18 protein-coding genes are annotated in these 16,691 nt (G+C 43.3%); 13 read left to right on the top strand and 5 right to left on the bottom strand.

Annotated features, from left to right (window positions below; translation table 11 throughout):
* The first annotated feature begins 32 nt into the window (after window positions 1–32).
* Window positions 33–2,348 carry a TonB-dependent receptor gene (locus SKC35_RS00440; RefSeq protein ID WP_377977546.1) on the top strand — a complete coding sequence of 772 codons (2,316 nt, stop codon included), beginning with the start codon at window positions 33–35 and terminating at the stop codon, window positions 2,346–2,348.
* On the opposite strand, the gene SKC35_RS00435 is transcribed toward SKC35_RS00440, so the two are convergent.
* From SKC35_RS00435 to ileS, 4 genes are read right to left on the bottom strand one after another with little or no spacing between them, the layout of a single operon-like run.
* On the bottom strand, window positions 2,345–3,748 hold the full coding sequence (locus SKC35_RS00435; protein ID WP_377977545.1) for a murein hydrolase activator EnvC family protein: 1,404 nt from the start codon (window positions 3,746–3,748) through the stop codon (window positions 2,345–2,347). The two genes, SKC35_RS00440 and SKC35_RS00435, sit on opposite strands and share 4 nt — an antisense overlap.
* Window positions 3,745–4,554, bottom strand: coding sequence for a lipoprotein insertase outer membrane protein LolB1 (gene lolB1 / locus SKC35_RS00430; protein WP_377977544.1), 810 nt, complete (start codon window positions 4,552–4,554; stop codon window positions 3,745–3,747). Before lolB1 ends, SKC35_RS00435 begins: the two co-directional genes overlap by 4 nt.
* A 28-nt stretch (window positions 4,555–4,582) precedes the next feature.
* The gene (locus SKC35_RS00425) at window positions 4,583–5,653 is read right to left on the bottom strand and encodes a tetratricopeptide repeat protein (protein WP_377977543.1); all 1,071 of its coding nucleotides are present in this window, start codon (window positions 5,651–5,653) and stop codon (window positions 4,583–4,585) included.
* Window positions 5,654–5,656: 3 nt separating this feature from the next.
* The gene (gene ileS, locus SKC35_RS00420) at window positions 5,657–9,043 is read right to left on the bottom strand and encodes an isoleucine--tRNA ligase (RefSeq protein ID WP_377977542.1); all 3,387 of its coding nucleotides are present in this window, start codon (window positions 9,041–9,043) and stop codon (window positions 5,657–5,659) included.
* 113 nt (window positions 9,044–9,156) lie between these two features.
* On the opposite strand from ileS, the gene SKC35_RS00415 reads away from it, so the two are divergent.
* The 4 genes from SKC35_RS00415 to SKC35_RS00400 all read left to right on the top strand — a co-directional run bounded on the left by SKC35_RS00415 (window position 9,157) and on the right by SKC35_RS00400 (window position 11,958).
* A complete protein-coding gene (locus SKC35_RS00415) occupies window positions 9,157–9,693 on the top strand; it encodes a 5-formyltetrahydrofolate cyclo-ligase (RefSeq protein ID WP_377977541.1) in 537 nt (178 codons plus the stop codon).
* A gap of 111 nt (window positions 9,694–9,804) precedes the next feature.
* Entirely contained in the window at window positions 9,805–10,236 is a 432-nt protein-coding gene (locus tag SKC35_RS00410; RefSeq protein WP_377977540.1) for a hypothetical protein, read from the top strand.
* Between the two features lie 13 nt (window positions 10,237–10,249).
* Window positions 10,250–11,242 (top strand): aspartate-semialdehyde dehydrogenase, encoded by a 993-nt coding sequence (locus SKC35_RS00405; RefSeq protein WP_377977539.1) that lies wholly within the window; start codon window positions 10,250–10,252, stop codon window positions 11,240–11,242.
* Window positions 11,242–11,958: a pyridoxine 5'-phosphate synthase gene (locus SKC35_RS00400; protein WP_377977538.1), complete on the top strand. Its 717-nt coding sequence runs from the start codon at window positions 11,242–11,244 to the stop codon at window positions 11,956–11,958. The genes SKC35_RS00405 and SKC35_RS00400 overlap by 1 nt, the downstream gene beginning before the upstream one ends.
* 51 nt (window positions 11,959–12,009) lie before the next feature.
* Here the strand turns inward: SKC35_RS00400 and SKC35_RS00395 are convergent, their stop codons facing one another.
* On the bottom strand, window positions 12,010–12,627 hold the full coding sequence (locus SKC35_RS00395) for a hypothetical protein (RefSeq protein WP_377977537.1): 618 nt from the start codon (window positions 12,625–12,627) through the stop codon (window positions 12,010–12,012).
* Between the two features lie 192 nt (window positions 12,628–12,819).
* Between SKC35_RS00395 and SKC35_RS00390 the strand changes: the two genes are divergently transcribed.
* From SKC35_RS00390 to SKC35_RS00355, 8 genes are all read left to right on the top strand, one after another.
* On the top strand, window positions 12,820–13,419 hold the full coding sequence (locus SKC35_RS00390) for an RNA polymerase sigma factor (RefSeq protein WP_377977536.1): 600 nt from the start codon (window positions 12,820–12,822) through the stop codon (window positions 13,417–13,419).
* 240 nt (window positions 13,420–13,659) lie between these two features.
* Entirely contained in the window at window positions 13,660–13,998 is a 339-nt protein-coding gene (locus SKC35_RS00385) for a TM2 domain-containing protein (RefSeq protein ID WP_377977535.1), read from the top strand.
* Window positions 13,998–14,357: a DUF2752 domain-containing protein gene (locus SKC35_RS00380; RefSeq protein WP_377977534.1), complete on the top strand. Its 360-nt coding sequence runs from the start codon at window positions 13,998–14,000 to the stop codon at window positions 14,355–14,357. The genes SKC35_RS00385 and SKC35_RS00380 overlap by 1 nt, the downstream gene beginning before the upstream one ends.
* Complete coding sequence (gene nth / locus SKC35_RS00375; RefSeq protein ID WP_377977533.1) at window positions 14,357–15,004, top strand: endonuclease III; 648 nt, start codon at window positions 14,357–14,359, stop codon at window positions 15,002–15,004. Before SKC35_RS00380 ends, nth begins: the two co-directional genes overlap by 1 nt.
* Entirely contained in the window at window positions 15,001–15,558 is a 558-nt protein-coding gene (pnuC, locus tag SKC35_RS00370; protein ID WP_377977532.1) for a nicotinamide riboside transporter PnuC, read from the top strand. The genes nth and pnuC overlap by 4 nt, the downstream gene beginning before the upstream one ends.
* Before the next feature lie 95 nt (window positions 15,559–15,653).
* On the top strand, window positions 15,654–16,037 hold the full coding sequence (locus SKC35_RS00365; protein WP_377977531.1) for a TraR/DksA family transcriptional regulator: 384 nt from the start codon (window positions 15,654–15,656) through the stop codon (window positions 16,035–16,037).
* A 3-nt stretch (window positions 16,038–16,040) separates the two neighbouring features.
* Window positions 16,041–16,346 (top strand): phage holin family protein, encoded by a 306-nt coding sequence (locus tag SKC35_RS00360; protein WP_377977530.1) that lies wholly within the window; start codon window positions 16,041–16,043, stop codon window positions 16,344–16,346.
* Entirely contained in the window at window positions 16,333–16,653 is a 321-nt protein-coding gene (locus tag SKC35_RS00355) for a hypothetical protein (protein ID WP_377977529.1), read from the top strand. The genes SKC35_RS00360 and SKC35_RS00355 overlap by 14 nt, the downstream gene beginning before the upstream one ends.
* Window positions 16,654–16,691: the final 38 nt, after the last annotated feature.

Below are 16,691 nucleotides of genomic sequence, written 5' to 3'. Positions count from 1 at the left end.
GTTTTCCCCTATCTTTAATCCCTATTAACTGTATGAAATATCTTTTCCTCTTTCTCGCACTTTACTCCTTTACGGGCTTCGCACAAACGAATTGCCATTGTACTTTAAAAGGTATCGTGGCATCGAAAGAGAATAAAGAGAAAGTCCCAGGCGCTTACATTTATATCAAAGGAACAAATAAAGCCACTATTTCAGACGCTAAAGGCCAGTTCATAATCAGCGATTTATGTCCTGGAAAATACACCTTGGTATGCCAAATGGCGAGTTTCGACCCCATCGAGACAATCATTAACCTGGCGGATGAAAAAGAAGAAGATTTCCTATTAAGCACGCACGATGAGCACCTGCAGGAGGTTTTTGTCCAAGGAAGAAAGCAAGAAATCACTTCGCAGTTAAAATCTGAATTAAGTGCAGAAGAGCGTTCGCAGAAAGATGGATTATCATTGGGCGAAATGCTGAAAGGGTTAACAGGTGTGCAAAGTCTGCAAACAGGAAGTTCCGTTTCAAAACCGGTGATTCACGGACTACATTCGAGTCGCGTCATTATTTTAAATCAAGGAGTGAGACAAGAAGGCCAAAACTGGGGCAGCGAACATGCTCCCGAAATCGATCCCTTCGTCTCTAAAAACATTCAAGTGATCAAAGGTCCAGGTGGACTTCGGTACGGTGGTGATGCCATTGGAGGAATCGTCATGCTGGAACCGAATGCGTTGCCTGACAGTTCCGCCATCCATGGAGCAATACAAAGTATCTATTTTAGTAATGGGAGACAGGGCGTAATTTCTGGGCTTTTGGAAGGTGGAATCCCTCGACTTAAAGGCTGGGGCTGGCGCGTACAGGGCACTTTGAAAGATGGAGGAAATGTGCAGACGGCTGATTATTATCTAAGTAACACCGGCGTGAAGGAGGAAAATGTGTCTATTGCTTTAGGTTATAAATCGAATAGTTGGGGGAGCGATGTATTTTACAGCAGATTCCACACTGTGATTGGCATTTATGAAGGCTCTCACATAGGCAACATTTCGGATTTAGAGCGATCGATCGCTTTACCTCGTCCTTTGGAAGCCTTCACGCCTGCTGAATTTATCCGTAAAATTGATCGTCCTAATCAGGATGTATGGCATGATTTAGCCAAAATTAAAGCCTTCTACCACCTCCCTAATCAAGCTACTTTACGAGCTACAGTTGCGGCGCAATCAGATGAACGATGGGAATTAGATGTATTAAGGGCGGGAAAAAACATCAACACGCTTCGCTTTAATTTAGACACTTACAGTGGAGAACTGTTGTACGATGAGACAAATACGAACAAACGCTGGAAAGGACAAGCAGGTTTTACTTTCTTAGATCAAGGCAATATAACGTCGGGCCAAAAAGTTCAAAACCCTACGTTGACCACCAGTCTATTGCCTAATTATACCTTGCGAAATACCGGTGTTTTTGCCATCGAAAGGCGAGCCACAGAACGTTGGGAAGTCGAGGCCGGCGTTAGGTACGATGTAAAAGAAATCGAGACACATCGACCAAAGGCTAATTTCTCTACTACCATTTTACGAAATAAGCACGTTTTTGCGGGCCTTTCTGGAAGTGTTGGATTTACCTACCACTGGAATCAGCTAACAGAATCTCAATTCACCGTTTCCCGAGCCTTTAGAGCACCCGGTGCAAATGAATTATTCTCCAATGGCGTCCACCACGGTGCCGGAGCCTATGAAATCGGGGATTCTGATCTGAAAGGAGAAACGGGGACAAATATCAGCTTTTCTACCAATTTCAAACCAGAGCGTTGGGATATAGAAGTTGGATTATATTCGAATCAAATCCACAATTTTATTTATCTGCGCCCTTCGGTCATTAATTTGACAGCAGCTTATGCCACCACGGTCAGAGGGGTCTTTCCTATTTTTAGCTACCAACAAATAGATGCACGTTTTCAAGGGATTGATTTCCAAGCAAGCTACCTGATTAGCCCTCGTCTATCGGTACAACAGAAGACGAGTATTGTGCGGGCCTTTGATACTCAAAACGACCAATATATGGTTAATATTCCAGCAGATCGTTTTGAATACTTACTTCGCTATGCCTTTACGAGTAAACACTATATCAGCGGAGGAATCACCCAAGTATCTAGACAGACACGCGTGGAACTAGGGTCTGATTATGCAGAACCGCCAGCGGGGTACTTTTTAGTAAACCTAAATTGGGGTGTAAAAATGCGTCGTTTTGATGTAAACCTTCGCATTTCAAATGCATTGAACGCAGCATACCGCGATTACTTGAATCGTTTCCGCTATTACGCAGATGATCAAGGTCGTAATATCAGTTTGAAAGTTTCGTATTCGATCTAGCGACGAAGCCAGGATTCTGGATTTTGGCGTACCGTATTCTTCCAAACTTGAAAATTAATCTCTGCCGTTCCATCTTCATCTGATGCGACCGAACCGATGCGTTGGCCTGTTCTCACCCGCGTTCCTACACTCACAGATACATTTGCCAGCTTACTGTATACGGTGAAATAGTCCCCGTGCTGAATGGCTACTACCATATTGATACCTGGAATATTCACCACGGATTGCACTACACCATCGTATACGGAATGTACAGGTGAACCTGGAGACGTTTGAATATCAATCCCATTATTATTGATCATCACCCCTTTCAATAACGGATGTTTATGAACGCCAAAATGATCCGAAATAAATCCAGATGGCACCGGGAACGGCATGCGACCGCGCAAGGCAGCAAATGAACTCGCTAATTTCGCCTCATCAGCGTTCATATAATAGGTATTGCTTTCAATCTTCTTCTCTTCGACCGCTGGTGCTGGAGCAGGTTCTGCTTTCGACTTCTTCGCTTCAGCAACCGCTACTTTCTTCTCTTCTTTAGGAGAATCTTTTTTCTCTGGTTGTTTTTCAGCCAAAATCTTCGTCGTTTCTCCTTTCTTCAATTCTGGCAAAGCTGGCTTCACAACCTCCACCTTTTTTACTTGGCGTGCTTGACGAAGTCTTCGCTCCCGTTCAATACTTTTTTGAATCTCGCGCTGAACGATTCCTGCAATCAAATTATCCAATTTACGGACAGATAACTTTTTCTTCTCTAACTCAATTTTTAATTTCTTTTCTTGTTGAGTCAAGACAGTCACGACCTGGTCTTCCTTCGTTTTCAACACCTCTAACTTCTTTTTCTCCCCTTCCTTCTCTACAATCACTTTTTTCTCTTCCTGCTTCTTAAAGACTACTTTCTGTTCTTTAGTCATCAAATCTTGACGGGTCTTAAAGATCAAATCTGCTTGCTTTTTGCGGTTTGTAGAATAGTGGCGTAAGTAATCAAAGCGGCGCACGAATTCTCCTATATCATTCGACAATAACAAGAAACTCATCTTATTATAAACGGAAGATGTTTTTTGTGCCTCATATATCATCAAAGCATATTGCTTCTTAAGTCGCTCTAATTTTGCCTTCAGCACATCGCCTTCATTCCGTAATTTTTGAGCTTCTTCTGCTAAGATTTGTTGATTTTGTTCTAAAACTGTAATCTGCTTTTTCTGCACCCCGATTTGCTCCTTCAAAACACTCAGCTTTCCTAAGGAAGCCTTTTTCTTTTTAGATGTTCGAGAGATGATCGAATTAAGTTCCTTGATTTTGGACAAATTATCTTTCTTCTGCTGCTCTAAAGCAGCTTTCTTATCTGTCTGTGCGAAAGATGAACTTGTTAAAAGGAACGCGAATAGGAGGAAAAGGTATTTCAATGCTTTAATAGTTTGGCAGGTACTTTAAAAGGAAATTCCAAAGGCGTATCTAACAACTCTACTTTAGAATATTTAATGGTAATCAAAGTCTGATTCACTTGATTCTCTTTGTTTTTCACATCCAATGTGATGGAACTCGAAAATGGGAAAATCGCCGAATTTAAATTCGCAAAATCCTCGTAATCCAAGGTCATTTTATTCGATGAAGGAAGATCATTCACCGATAATTTCTTCAACTTCCGATTAGGGCCCACCCAATTATTGACCTCCACGTGCCCCTCCTGCTGCTTCACTAGAAAATTTTCATTCTCTCGAACTACCCGACGCGTGTTGTTTTTCTTATAAGGCTGGTCTCCTACAATCATATTTTGAATCAAATCGTAGCTCACTTTGAAACCCAAACTCGTACTCAAACTATCATAAGTCAAATTTGTGTATTCGTTATTTATCTTGTGGTAGAATTGAACGCGTTCTTTAGTGAACAAAACAGCTGCCCCAGAAATCATCGACACAGAGATATTCGCCCAAATAATGCTATCCTTTTTCATCCGGATATCTACGATGTAATTATCCGTGTTCGTACGCGTTTTCCACATCACCTTCGATTTTGCCTTTAAATAGGTGAAATTCAAATCATCGGAAGTAGGAAGTTGATCCACTGCTTCTACCGGTGCGGCCACCGCCACCACAGGAACAGAATCTGCCTGAATGGTGTCTACCTTCACCGGAATAGTCGTCGCCACCGTCGCCTTAGGTGCGCAGGCACCCAGCAGAGAAAGAAAAACAAGACTGAAAAGAATCCGCATAAGGAGGAATTTTGGTAACAAAAATAGCTCAATTTTCGGGAATTTGACGCATTCGAATCTTTTTATCTACTGATTCGCGAGACGGATCTAAGCGAAGTGCTTCTTTCCAAGCGTCTAGCGCTTTTTCCACTAATTTCAATCGAAAAAGCACATCGCCATAATGTTCCCACAAAGTCGCAGAGGCATTTTCCTTGTCTTTCAGAGCGGCTTCCATCGCTATGCGCGCCTCTGGATAGCGTTTCAGTTCGAATAACACCCAAGCGCGAGTATCTAAATAGGTGCCATTTTTCGGATGATCCGCCACTAAGCGGGCAGAAAGGGTATCTGCTAGGGCTAATTTTTCTTTACGGATCGACAAGAAATAACTGTAATTGTTCAGCACATGGTCATCCTTCGGATTAGCAGCTAAGGCTTTATCAAAGGCTGCATCCGACGCAGAATTATTGCCTAAAGCCTGGTAGGCATCTCCTAAAATAGGGTACACCCAGGGCGCCATGCGAGGGTAATTATCCAGCGCCTCCAGTGCATGTTCCACCACGGCTTCTTTTCGATTTAATTCCCAATCTAATTGAATGATGCGTACCCAAAGTTCTTCTTGAACAGGCCCCAGATTTGCTGCTTGCAGATAATACGCATTTTTATCAGCCGTTTCTTTCGCCTCATCACCTTTCGATAAAAAGACAAATTGCTTCACCCGAATCATATCCGGCTCATTGTCGAAACGGTGATCGTCGTAGGCTAAGAGATTCTCGAAACAGGCCAAAGCCTTTTTGTATTCCTTGTTCGCTAAGAGGAGGTCTCCATATAAAAGACCATAATCGAAGGAATAGGGCGATAATAGGTGTGCTTTCTCCGCGTTTGTTCTCGCTGAGGTGAGTTGTTTGTCTGCGAGGTAGCTTTTGGCCAAATAATAAAAGACCGCCGGCTCCTGCGTCTGAACTTTAGCGAGTTTCTCGAAAACCAAGATCGCCTCGCCAAAATCCTCTTTCATGTAGGCGCGCATGCCGTCCACCATCAGCGCTTCTGGAAGCACTTCTGATTGCGCAGAAACACGCAAAAACCCACACAGCAAGAATAGTAAGCAGGTGAGTTTTCTCATATTTTAAGCTACCGTGACATTCACGAACAGATTAGATTCCTCAAAAGTAAGTTCAGTCGAAGCAGAATCCACCCATTCCAAACTCAAGGCTTGCACCTCCTGCGAGATATAGGCTTTGAATTCATTCAAGCTGGCTGTCCATTCTTCGTCCGAACGCTGCACCTGGATATGTATTTTGTCCGTCACATCAAAACCAGAATCTTTACGTAAGTTTTGGATACGGTTCACGAATTCGCGTGCGTTCCCCTCGCGAACTAATTCCGGCGTTAATGTATTGTCTAACGCGATTGTCAATCCACCCTCGCTTGCCGTCAAATAACCCGGCATGTCTTCTGTCAAGATTTCAATGTCCGCTAATGCAATCTCAAATCCTTGAATCTTCGCAGATCCCGCTGACTCGATTGCCGCTAAATCCTCGGAAGACATACCTGTGATGGCCTCCGCGACCACTTTCATATCTTTCCCGAACTTAGGGCCTAAAGCCTTGAAATTAGGCTTCACTTTCTTGTTCAATACCCCAGACGCGTCATTCAAATAATTAACCTCCTTCACGTTTACCTCTGATTTAATCAGATCCTCTACGCGACGAATTTGGTCTCTCACGGACTCTTGTAGTACGGGCACTAAAACTTGCGCTAACGGCTGACGCACTTTCAAACGGTGCACCTTGCGAATCGAGTGAACCAGCGAACAAATACCTTGCGCTAATTCCATCGACGTTTCTAAGGCTGGGTTTTGTAGGCTCGGATTTACTTTCGAGAAATGCGTTAAGTGAACCGATTCTTTGCCCGTCAAATTCTTGTACAACCATTCTCCGTAGAACGGCGCTATCGGCGACATTAATTGCGCCACCGTCTCTAAACAATGGTATAAAGTCTCATAAGCCGCTTGCTTGTCCGCGTTGATCGCCTGGTTAGCCGTCTCCGGATTCCAGAAGCGTCGGCGTGACAAACGAACATACCAGTTAGACAAGTGATCACAGACGAAATCTTGGATCGCGCGACCTGCCTTCGTAGGCTCGTAGGTCTCGAAAGCCTCATCGACCTCCGCGATCAAATTCATTAATTTAGATAGAATCCAACGATCTAATTCCGTTAAATCCTCCTCTTTTATGCCTGCAGGAACGAATCCATCCAGGTTCGCATACATCGCGAAGAAATTATAGGTATTTGTCAGTGTGCCAAAGAACTTGTTGCGCACCTCCGTAATCCCAGCTAAATCAAATTTCAAGTTATCCCAAGGCTGCGCATTCGTGATCATGTACCAACGCGTCGGATCCGCTCCGTAGGCTTTCAAAGTCTCGAATGGATCGATGGCGTTGCCTAGGCGTTTGGACATCTTGTTTCCATTTTTGTCCAACACTAATCCCGTCGAAACGACATTCTTGAACGCCACAGAATCTTCCACCATGCACGAAATCGCGTGCAATGTAAAGAACCAACCACGCGTTTGATCCACCCCTTCCGAGATGAAATCCGCCGGATAACTCTGCTTGAATATGTCTTGATTTTCGAATGGGTAATGCCACTGCGCAAACGGCATCGCACCTGAATCGAACCAAACGTCGATCAAATCCAATTCCCTTGTTAACACATTTCCTGTCGCTGAAAGCAAGAATACCTCATCCACAAATGGACGGTGTAAATCTGCTTCTCCCGCTGCTAAAGCCTTTAAAAAAGCTGCGTTACCTGCTGATTGCGTCGAGGTTAAATTCCCAGAAGCCTGCGCCTTCTCAATCTCCGTTTTCAATTGCTCTAAAGAGCCGATACAGATTTCCTCAGCACCATCTTCCGTCCGCCAAATAGGCAAAGGCGTTCCCCAATAGCGAGAACGGGATAAATTCCAATCCACTAAATTCTCTAACCAGTTCCCAAAACGACCCGTTCCAGTCGACTCCGGCTTCCACTGAATCGTCTTATTTAAGGCGATTAATTTATCTTTTACCGCCGTCGTCTTGATGAACCAGGAATCCAATGGATAATACAAGACCGGCTTGTCCGTTCTCCAGCAATGGGGATACGGGTGATCAAATTTCTGTACGTTAAATGCTTTATTTTCCGTCTTTAATTGAATCGCAATACGCTCATCCACAGACAAATACTTGTCGCGGCCTTGCTTCACGCGCTCCGCTTCTTTCTCTTCGTCCGTTAAATAAGCTTCTTTTACAGGTTCCAAAGCGTAGTCTGTCACCTGCGCCACAAAACGGCCTTGGCGATTCACTAATGGTACTTCTTTGCCGTTTTCGTCGGTAATTAATAGCGCTGGAATGTTGTTTTGGGCAGCTACTCTAAAGTCATCTGCTCCAAAAGTCGGTGCGGTATGCACCATACCGGTTCCATCTTCGGTCGTCACAAAGTCCCCTAAAATCACGCGGAACGCTGGCGCCGATGGCTGTACATACGGCATCAATTGCTCGTATTCTACTCCTTCTAAATCCGATCCTTTGCAAGTCGCAACGATCTCATATGGAATTGCCTGTGGCTTTTTCTCGGCTGCTTCGTACGCCGCAAAGTCGCCGTTTTCGGCGGCTGCTTGGAAGTAGTTTTTGACTAAGTCTTTGGCCAACACCACATAAACCGGCACGTAGGTGTACGGATTAAAGGTCTTCACTAATACATACGTAATATTCTTTCCAGCCGTCAGAGCGGTGTTCGATGGCAAAGTCCAAGGCGTGGTCGTCCAAGCCAATAAATAGACCGGCGCATCGCTTGAAGCCTTGAATAAAAATTCCGATTTCGCGTTCTTGATCGCCTTAAATTGCGCCGTTAAAGACGTATCCTTCACATCGCGGTAGCAACCCGGTTGATTCAATTCGTGGGACGAAAGACCCGTTCCCGCCGCTGGCGAATACGGTTGAATCGTGTAGCCTTTGTACAATAAACCTTGATCGTATAAACGCTTCAATAAGTTCCAAACACTCTCAATATAGTTCGCTTGGTAAGTCACGTAAGGGTTTTCAAGATCCACCCAGTAACCCATTTTCTCCGTTAAATTATTCCACTGATCAGTGAATTTCATCACCGTCTCGCGGCATTTCTTGTTGTATTCTTCGACCGAAATCGTCTTGCCAATATCCTCTTTCGTAATGCCTAATTCTTTCTCTACCTGCAATTCCACCGGTAAACCGTGTGTATCCCAGCCCCCTTTACGCTTTACCTGCTTCCCTTTTAGGGTTTGGTACCGGCAAAAAATATCCTTAATCGCCCGCGCCATCACGTGGTGAATACCCGGCGTTCCGTTTGCAGAAGGAGGTCCTTCAAAAAACGTAAACGTAGGCTGTCCCTCTCTGGTGGAGATGGATTTTTCAAAGATGTTATTCGCGTTCCAGAAATCTAGAATTTCATCTGCCAAAGCGGCGTAATCTAAATTTTTGTATTCCTTAAAGCTCACAGACGTGTGGGGTTAAAATGAAAAAATTGGCAAAATTGAGGCAAAAATACAAAATTATACGGAACATCTCACGTGAAGATTTGTATTCCGAACGCAATTAACTAGGTTTGAATATGAAGAAGGCCGAGATTCGAAAAATAGTGTTGGCGCAGCGCACAGAACTACCGGAAAAAGAATTCCGTGAGCGCTCCCAGCGGGTCATCGAATTCTTGACCCCTTTCTTAACACCCGGCAAAACTATCGCCAGCTTCAAAGCCATCCCCCATCGGAATGAAATTAGTTTAGATTCACTCGAAGGCGACTTTGCTTTTCCGCGCGTGATTTCAGCTGCGGAAGGCACGATGGAAATGGTATTAGCGTCAGAATTCACTAGCTCTGAATGGGGCATTCCCGAACCTGTAGGAGGCACTGTGGTAAAACCGACCGATTTCGATATTGTGTTAATCCCACTTTTAGCGTTCGACAAAAACGGGCAACGCGTAGGGTATGGCAAAGGCTTTTATGATCGTTACCTAGCTTTATGTAGGCCAGATTGCCTGAAAATAGGCATCAGTCTTTTCGATCCAGTTGACTTGATCGAGCAGGTCGAAAGCCATGATATACCCTTGGACATCGCCATTTGCCCGACGATATTGTACGATTTTCGCTAATTTTCCTTTCGTTTCCCCATTTTAAGCCCTAATTTTGTGGGCTAAATTCCAAGCTTTACTTTGAAAATCAGGACTTTAATTTTCTTTTTACTTCTTGCCGCTGGCAGCGCTATGGCACAGGAAAAGAAATTGCTTCCCATTGAAGAAGTACAAGGGGTTTGGACGAGGAGATTTATGTATGACAGGCAGTTAGTTGACCATCCTTTGGCATTACAAATACCTTTAATGGAGGCCAGAGACCCAGAAGTCAATGTCGAATTCTTGAAATTCAAACGTCAACGTAAACTTTCTGGCTGGTTAGCCGGTTTCTCTACTGTGTTCGCTTTTTCTACCTATTTGAGTAAAGGAAGCATATCAGAGGGCTTTTACTGGTCAGCAGTGGGAGGCGTAGCGTTAGCAAACGTCTACATCGGAGCCGTAAGTAACAGACACTTCAACAAAGCGTTAAAACGATATAATGAATTAAGTAAGGCTCAAATGGGCTTAAAATTAAGCTCCTCGGGGCAAACAGGAGTATCAGTAGGAATCACATATCCATTATAAAATAATAAATAGAATGAAAGTTGCAGTTGTAGGCGCCACTGGACTAGTAGGCGGAGAAATTTTGAAAGTATTAGCGGAAAGAAATTTTCCTGTTACGGAGTTAATCCCGGTAGCATCCGAGCGTTCGATCGGTAAAAAGGTGAATTTTAAGGGCCAAGACTTCACGGTGGTGGGTTACGAAAAAGCGATTTCGATGAAACCAAACGTGGCAATTTTCTCTGCAGGAGGAAGCAGTTCATTAGAGATGGCTCCTAAATTTGCGGCGGCCGGCATCACCGTAGTAGACAACTCTTCCGCTTGGCGTATGGACCCTACTAAGAAATTAGTCGTTCCAGAAATCAATGCGAGCACCTTAACTCCAGCAGATAAAATCATTGCAAACCCGAATTGCTCGACCATCCAAATGGTAGTCGTGTTAAATCCCTTGCACAAAAAATACAAAATCAAGCGTGTGGTCGTTTCTACTTACCAATCCGTAACAGGAACGGGTAAAGCAGCGGTCGATCAATTATTTGATGAGCGCGCTGGAAAGACGGATTATGCAAAAGTATATCCGTACAAAATCGACTTAAACGTTCTCCCTCAAATCGACGTGTTCTTAGAAAACGGCTACACGAAAGAGGAGATGAAGATGATTTTAGAGACGAACAAAATCATGATGGACGACTCCATCAAGGTGACAGCCACAACGGTTCGTATTCCTACCATCGGAGGACACTCCGAAGCGGTGAACATCGAGTTCGAGAACGATTTCGATTTAGCTGAAGTTCGTGCGATCTTAGAAAAAGAAGAAGGAATCATTGTTCAAGACGATCCAAAGAACTTAGTGTATCCGATGCCAATCACGGCACACGGAAAAGATGAGGTTTTTGTAGGACGTATCCGCCGCGATGAATCTCAAAAGAACTCCTTGAATCTTTGGATTGTTGCCGATAACTTGCGTAAAGGAGCGGCTACCAATGCGGTTCAAATCGCAGAATACTTAGCGGCACATAAATTGATCTAATGACTAGACTCAGCGTCAATATTAATAAAATTGCCACCTTGCGTAACTCGCGAGGTGGTAATAACCCGGATCTAATCCAGGTGGCGTTGGATTGCGAACGTTTTGGCGCACAGGGCATTACGGTACACCCGCGTCCAGATGAACGCCATATTCGCTACGCGGATGTGTATGCCTTGAAAAAAGCGGTGAAGACGGAGTTTAATATCGAAGGAAATCCATTAGAAGCCTCTTTTGTAGAATTGGTCTTAGCCGTTAAACCGGAGCAAGTGACCTTAGTCCCTGATGCTTTAGGCCAAATCACTTCCAACCACGGCTGGGACACCATTCAACACCAAGAGTTATTGAAGCGACTGATTGCTCCCTTTAAGGAAGCCGGCATTCGCACTTCCATTTTCGTGGACCCTGTCTTAGAAATGGTCGAGGCCGCTGCCACTACAGGCACTGATCGCATCGAATTATATACGGAACCTTATGCGAACGATTTCCCTACCAATCCGACGCAAGCGGTTGCCGCATACCGAAAAGCAGCTTTTAGAGCCCATCAATTAGGTTTAGGCATTAATGCTGGCCACGATTTAAGTCTAGAAAACTTAGCCTTTTTCCAGGCAAACGTCAATCCTTTGAACGAAGTATCCATCGGACACGCACTCATATGTGACGCCTTGTATTATGGCTTAGAGAATACGATTCAACTCTACCGCAGACAATTGAAATAAAAAAAGGGCTTCGTTAGATAACGAAGCCCTTTTTTATGAATGAAGAATAAATTACTCTACATCACCAGTTAATACCACAGCACCACCAGCTACAGATAATTTGATCGTTTTTACTTTTCCAGCCGCACGGCCAAAAGTAATTTCTGCCTCATAGCCTTGCAAGGTTGTAGCAAACGTATCTGGAGTAGATGCCGCTGTTAAAACCGCTCCTTCAGATGGATTTGCATCAGATGAGATCATCAATTTACCGTCTTTAGAAACGACAATCATTTTCTTCACGTATTCGTTATCAGCCATCTTATAAGAAGCTGCGTATTCAGATCCACCTGCTGATGCAGCTGCACCTGCTTTCACGCCTTCTAAGGTTTGACCTTGCGCTTCAATCTTTAATTTAGTTACTGCACCACCTTCACGTGTAAAGACGATATCTCCACCCATTCCGCCTAATACAAACGCATCCGCTTTAGCTCCAGCGGTTAATTCCGTATCTGGAAAACCTTCTGCAGACATGATTAACTTACCTTCTTTGTCCGCTAATTTCAAGACTTTCACGTAAGGATTATCGCTCATCGTGTATTCACCTGCGTAATCAGCGGCTTTTTGAGCATTAGAAACGAAGGCCAAACAAGTCAGGGCCAAAGCTGACACAATAGAACGTAGATTTTTCATTTTTTCTTTAAAGTTTAGGAGTCCAAAATTAAGGATTTAAATGAGCTTCCAAATTTTGTCACTCAATTTTATTCAAAATCGATTAAAATTTAGGATGTAAAAAAGATTTCTATCATATTGCGTCACAATCAATTCGCCCATTTAGACCCTATTGCATGAGATAAACCTCTACATTAACCATTTTACTTTTTTATGAGCAAAATACCCGTTAATGATGCAGCGTTAATTTCTGCCTACATACAAGGTGATTCTAAGGCATTCGAAACACTACTAAATCGTAGTAAATCAAAAGTATACACGACTATTTATTTAATTGTAAAAGACCGCTACATCGCGGAAGACCTTTTGCAGGAGACCTATATCAAAGCTTTGGACGTCATCAACCAAGGCAAGTATAACGAAGAAGGCAAATTCCTTCCTTGGATTGTCCGCATCGCACACAATATGGCGATCGATCACTTCCGTAAAGAGAAGCGCTATCCCAAAATTGTGTTAGACGATGGCTCGCCGCTGTGGAACAGTTTTCAATTTGCAGAAGAAAGTTCGGAGGACAAACAATTAAAAGAAGATATAATCGTTAATATCAAGGACTTGATAAAAAAACTTCCTATTGAGCAACGCGAGGTCCTCGTGATGCGCCATTACGAAGAATTAAGCTTCCAAGAAATCGCCGAATTAACCCAAGTTAGTATCAATACCGCATTAGGGCGTATGCGTTACGCTTTAATTAACCTTCGTAAAATGTTAGACAAACAAGAGTTAGCCTATGACAAAAAGCTTTACCCCGAATGACCTGATTAAACACCTTTATGAACCTGAAACAGGGTTCCAGCAAACATTAAATGAAGACGAGAAGCAAGAACTTACTCGTTTAAAACAGGTCCAAAACTTGCTGAATTCGGCTTATACAGAGCCCTCCGAAAGGAGTCTCGAGAAAATCCTCGAGCACGCACGCACTACTAAAAAGCCCCTAGCACACTAGGGGCTTTTTTATTCGAAAAATCTCGCTAATTTTAAAAAAAATCAAATCCTATGGACGCAGCTAAAGTTGACTTATTCATCATGACTCATGCGAAGAGTTTCGAAACGCATCAATTATCTTATATCCGAGAGAAACTGCTTGCTCTAGATGATTCACAATGGATTATCCTCCAAAGTTTAAACATTAAAGATCCCATGTTAAGTCTCATTGTTTCGATTGTGGGTGGCCATTTTGGTATAGACCGATTCTTAATTGGCGACATAGGTTTGGGTATCGGCAAGCTGATAACGTGCGGTGGATTAGGAGTTTGGACAGTCATTGATTGGTTCCTAATTATGGATGCTACACGATCTAAGAATTTCGGAAAACTACAACCTTACCTCTTTTAATGAGCCGCAACAAGCTCTACATGACGATTATGCTCGCTTGTAGTGTGGGCTATTTATACTTGTGGACAGGATTTGCCTTTACCTGTTTTTTTAAAACCCTCACCGGCATTCCTTGTCCCGCTTGCGGAACGACGCGCTTTATTTTAGGCGATTTAACTCATGGAAACCCGCTTGGAATTATCGTAGGGGCAACCATGTTATTACCCATTCTTGTCATTTTTGACCTGTTCACACGTAGCGATCGGGTATTTCGGATGTATCTTTGGCTAGAGGAAAAATTTCGACAGCCAGTGGTGGCAGTTATTTTGATTGTATTGCTTGTATTAAATTGGGTTTGGTCGATATCTAAGGGATTATAATGTTAAAAAAAGAGCGATTTCAGGCGTTTGTGGAGCATTTTTCCACTCGTTTTCCAGAAGCGGAAACCGAGTTGCATTATTCGAACCCATTCGAACTACTAGTCGCGGTGGTATTGTCCGCGCAATGCACGGATAAACGTATCAACCAAGTCACTCCTGCCCTATTCAAGCGTTTCCCTGATGCTAAATCCCTTGCAGATTCGAGCGTAGAAGAGATTTTCTCCTACATTCGCTCCGTTTCTTATCCGAATAATAAGGCAAAACATCTGTTAGGTTTAGGCCAAAAAATTACCGACCAATTCGCCGGCGAAGTTCCTGAAACGATGGAAGACTTGCAAAGTTTACCCGGCGTGGGCAGAAAAACGGCGAACGTTATTGCTTCCGTCATCTATAATCAGCCCGCCATGGCGGTGGACACGCACGTTTTTAGGGTATCTCAGCGACTGGGCTTAGTCCCCAAAACAGCCAATACACCGCTAAAAGTAGAGATGGCCTTAATTAAAAATTTACCTGACGAAGTCATCGCAACGGCCCACCACTGGTTGATTTTACATGGACGCTATGTCTGTTTAGCTAGGACACCTCAGTGCGCGAAATGCGATATCACGCATTTCTGTGCCTTTTACCAGAAAAACCACAAGGAATGAGTCCGATTGAGATCTTAGCAATCATAGCTTCTTTAGCTGGCGTCCTTCTCAGCATGGCAAAAAAAAGCCTTGCTTGGGTTTGCAACATCATTTCCTCAGGTCTTTACGGGTACATTTTTTATCAAAATGGTCTGTATTCCGATATGGAATTACAGGGCTTCTTTATCCTAATGGCGGCTTATGGCTGGTGGAATTGGTCTAAATCTGAACTAGATTGGGTGCCTGAAAAATCGAGCTTACAAGCCTTATTCATAGGATTAGCCGTAGCCTTACTTTTCGGTGCAGGATCCGGTTTTTTACATCAGCAGTATTTCCTCTCGGTCAGTTTTCCGTTTCTAGATGCTACCCTAACTGGCTTGAGTATTTATGGCACTTGGCTGGCAACGCGACGTAAAATAGAAAACTGGATTGTCTGGATCGGAGTGGACATCGTCTACGTGGGTATGTATGTAAACAAAGGGTTATGGGGCACGGCGGCACTTTACCTTGTCTTTATTGCTTTGGCCTTAAAAGGCTACATCGACTGGCTTAAGCCCCTGAAAAACAGGGACTAAAAAATTTGTCAGAGATTTTATCGGATTCATTACCTTATTAAGCTCAGCCTTTTTATATTTGTGTTTAGGTAAAAGACTACAATTTAGATAGATTTATGGCCAACGAAGAAAAACAAAGATATTCTGCCGAAGAATTAAAAGAGTTTGAAGAAATTATCCGTGCTAAATTAGATGATACGAATGCTGAATTAAAGTATTTACGCGAGTCATTGAATAAAAAGAATGATACGGGTACAGACGCTACCTCCGGAAACTCGAAAGTGATGGAAGATGGGGCTGACACCGCAGAGAAAGAAAACTTAAATCAATTAGCTGTTCGTCAGCAAAAGTTCGCGAAGAACCTGGAAAATGCCTTAATGCGCATTAAGAATGGGACTTACGGTGTTTGTATTGATTCAGGTAAATTAATTTCCAAAGAACGTTTGCGTTTAGTACCGCACACACAACACTCGATTGAAGCGAAGTTAAAGCAAAAATAAACCATGGGTTTTTTCGAAAATAACCGCCTAGTAGAATTAATAACTAATTATCTCAAGACACAATTTGAGCTTATCAAGTTAGATATTCAGGAAAAACTAGAAGAAATCTTTATCCGGATTTTCAAACTTTTCCTGGTGGCGACAGGTTTCGGAATTACCCTATTTTTCCTTCTTTTGGGGGGATCAGAATGGATCAACCAAGTCTTAGAGAGCCGTTTCATTGGTTATTTTATCGTGGCCCTAGTTATCGGATTAGCCAGCCTATTTCTTTTCTTATCCCTAAAGCCTACAAATAATGAGTCAGAATAAAGAAAAGAGAGCTGAATTAGAAAGCCAAGCGGCTGAAATTCAAGAGCAATTAACAGAGACCGTTACTGAATACAAAAAGGTAGGCAACCAGCTGTTAATCGCAGGCGGCATCGTAGCAGGTGGCTATTTACTTTATTCCATGTTCTCGGGCTCGAAGAAGAAAGGCTCCTTCGTGAGCGATGCGATTAAATCATACGCACTAGCCGTCGCTCTTTCGTATGCAAAGGATTTACTAGTAGATTACCTGGCGTCATTGGAAGCAGAAACCGAAGCCACGGTAGTAGAAGAATCATCAGACAAAGCCTAACGACTCCCGACTAGTGACTAGCGACTAGTGACTATCGA

Origin of the sequence: Aquirufa originis (assembly GCF_042714495.1) — a bacterium.
In the GTDB taxonomy this organism is placed as follows: Bacteria; Bacteroidota; Bacteroidia; order Cytophagales; family Spirosomataceae; genus Aquirufa; species Aquirufa originis.
Note: the sequence above shows the minus strand (reverse complement) of the source record. Positions and strands in the feature narration are given on the sequence as shown.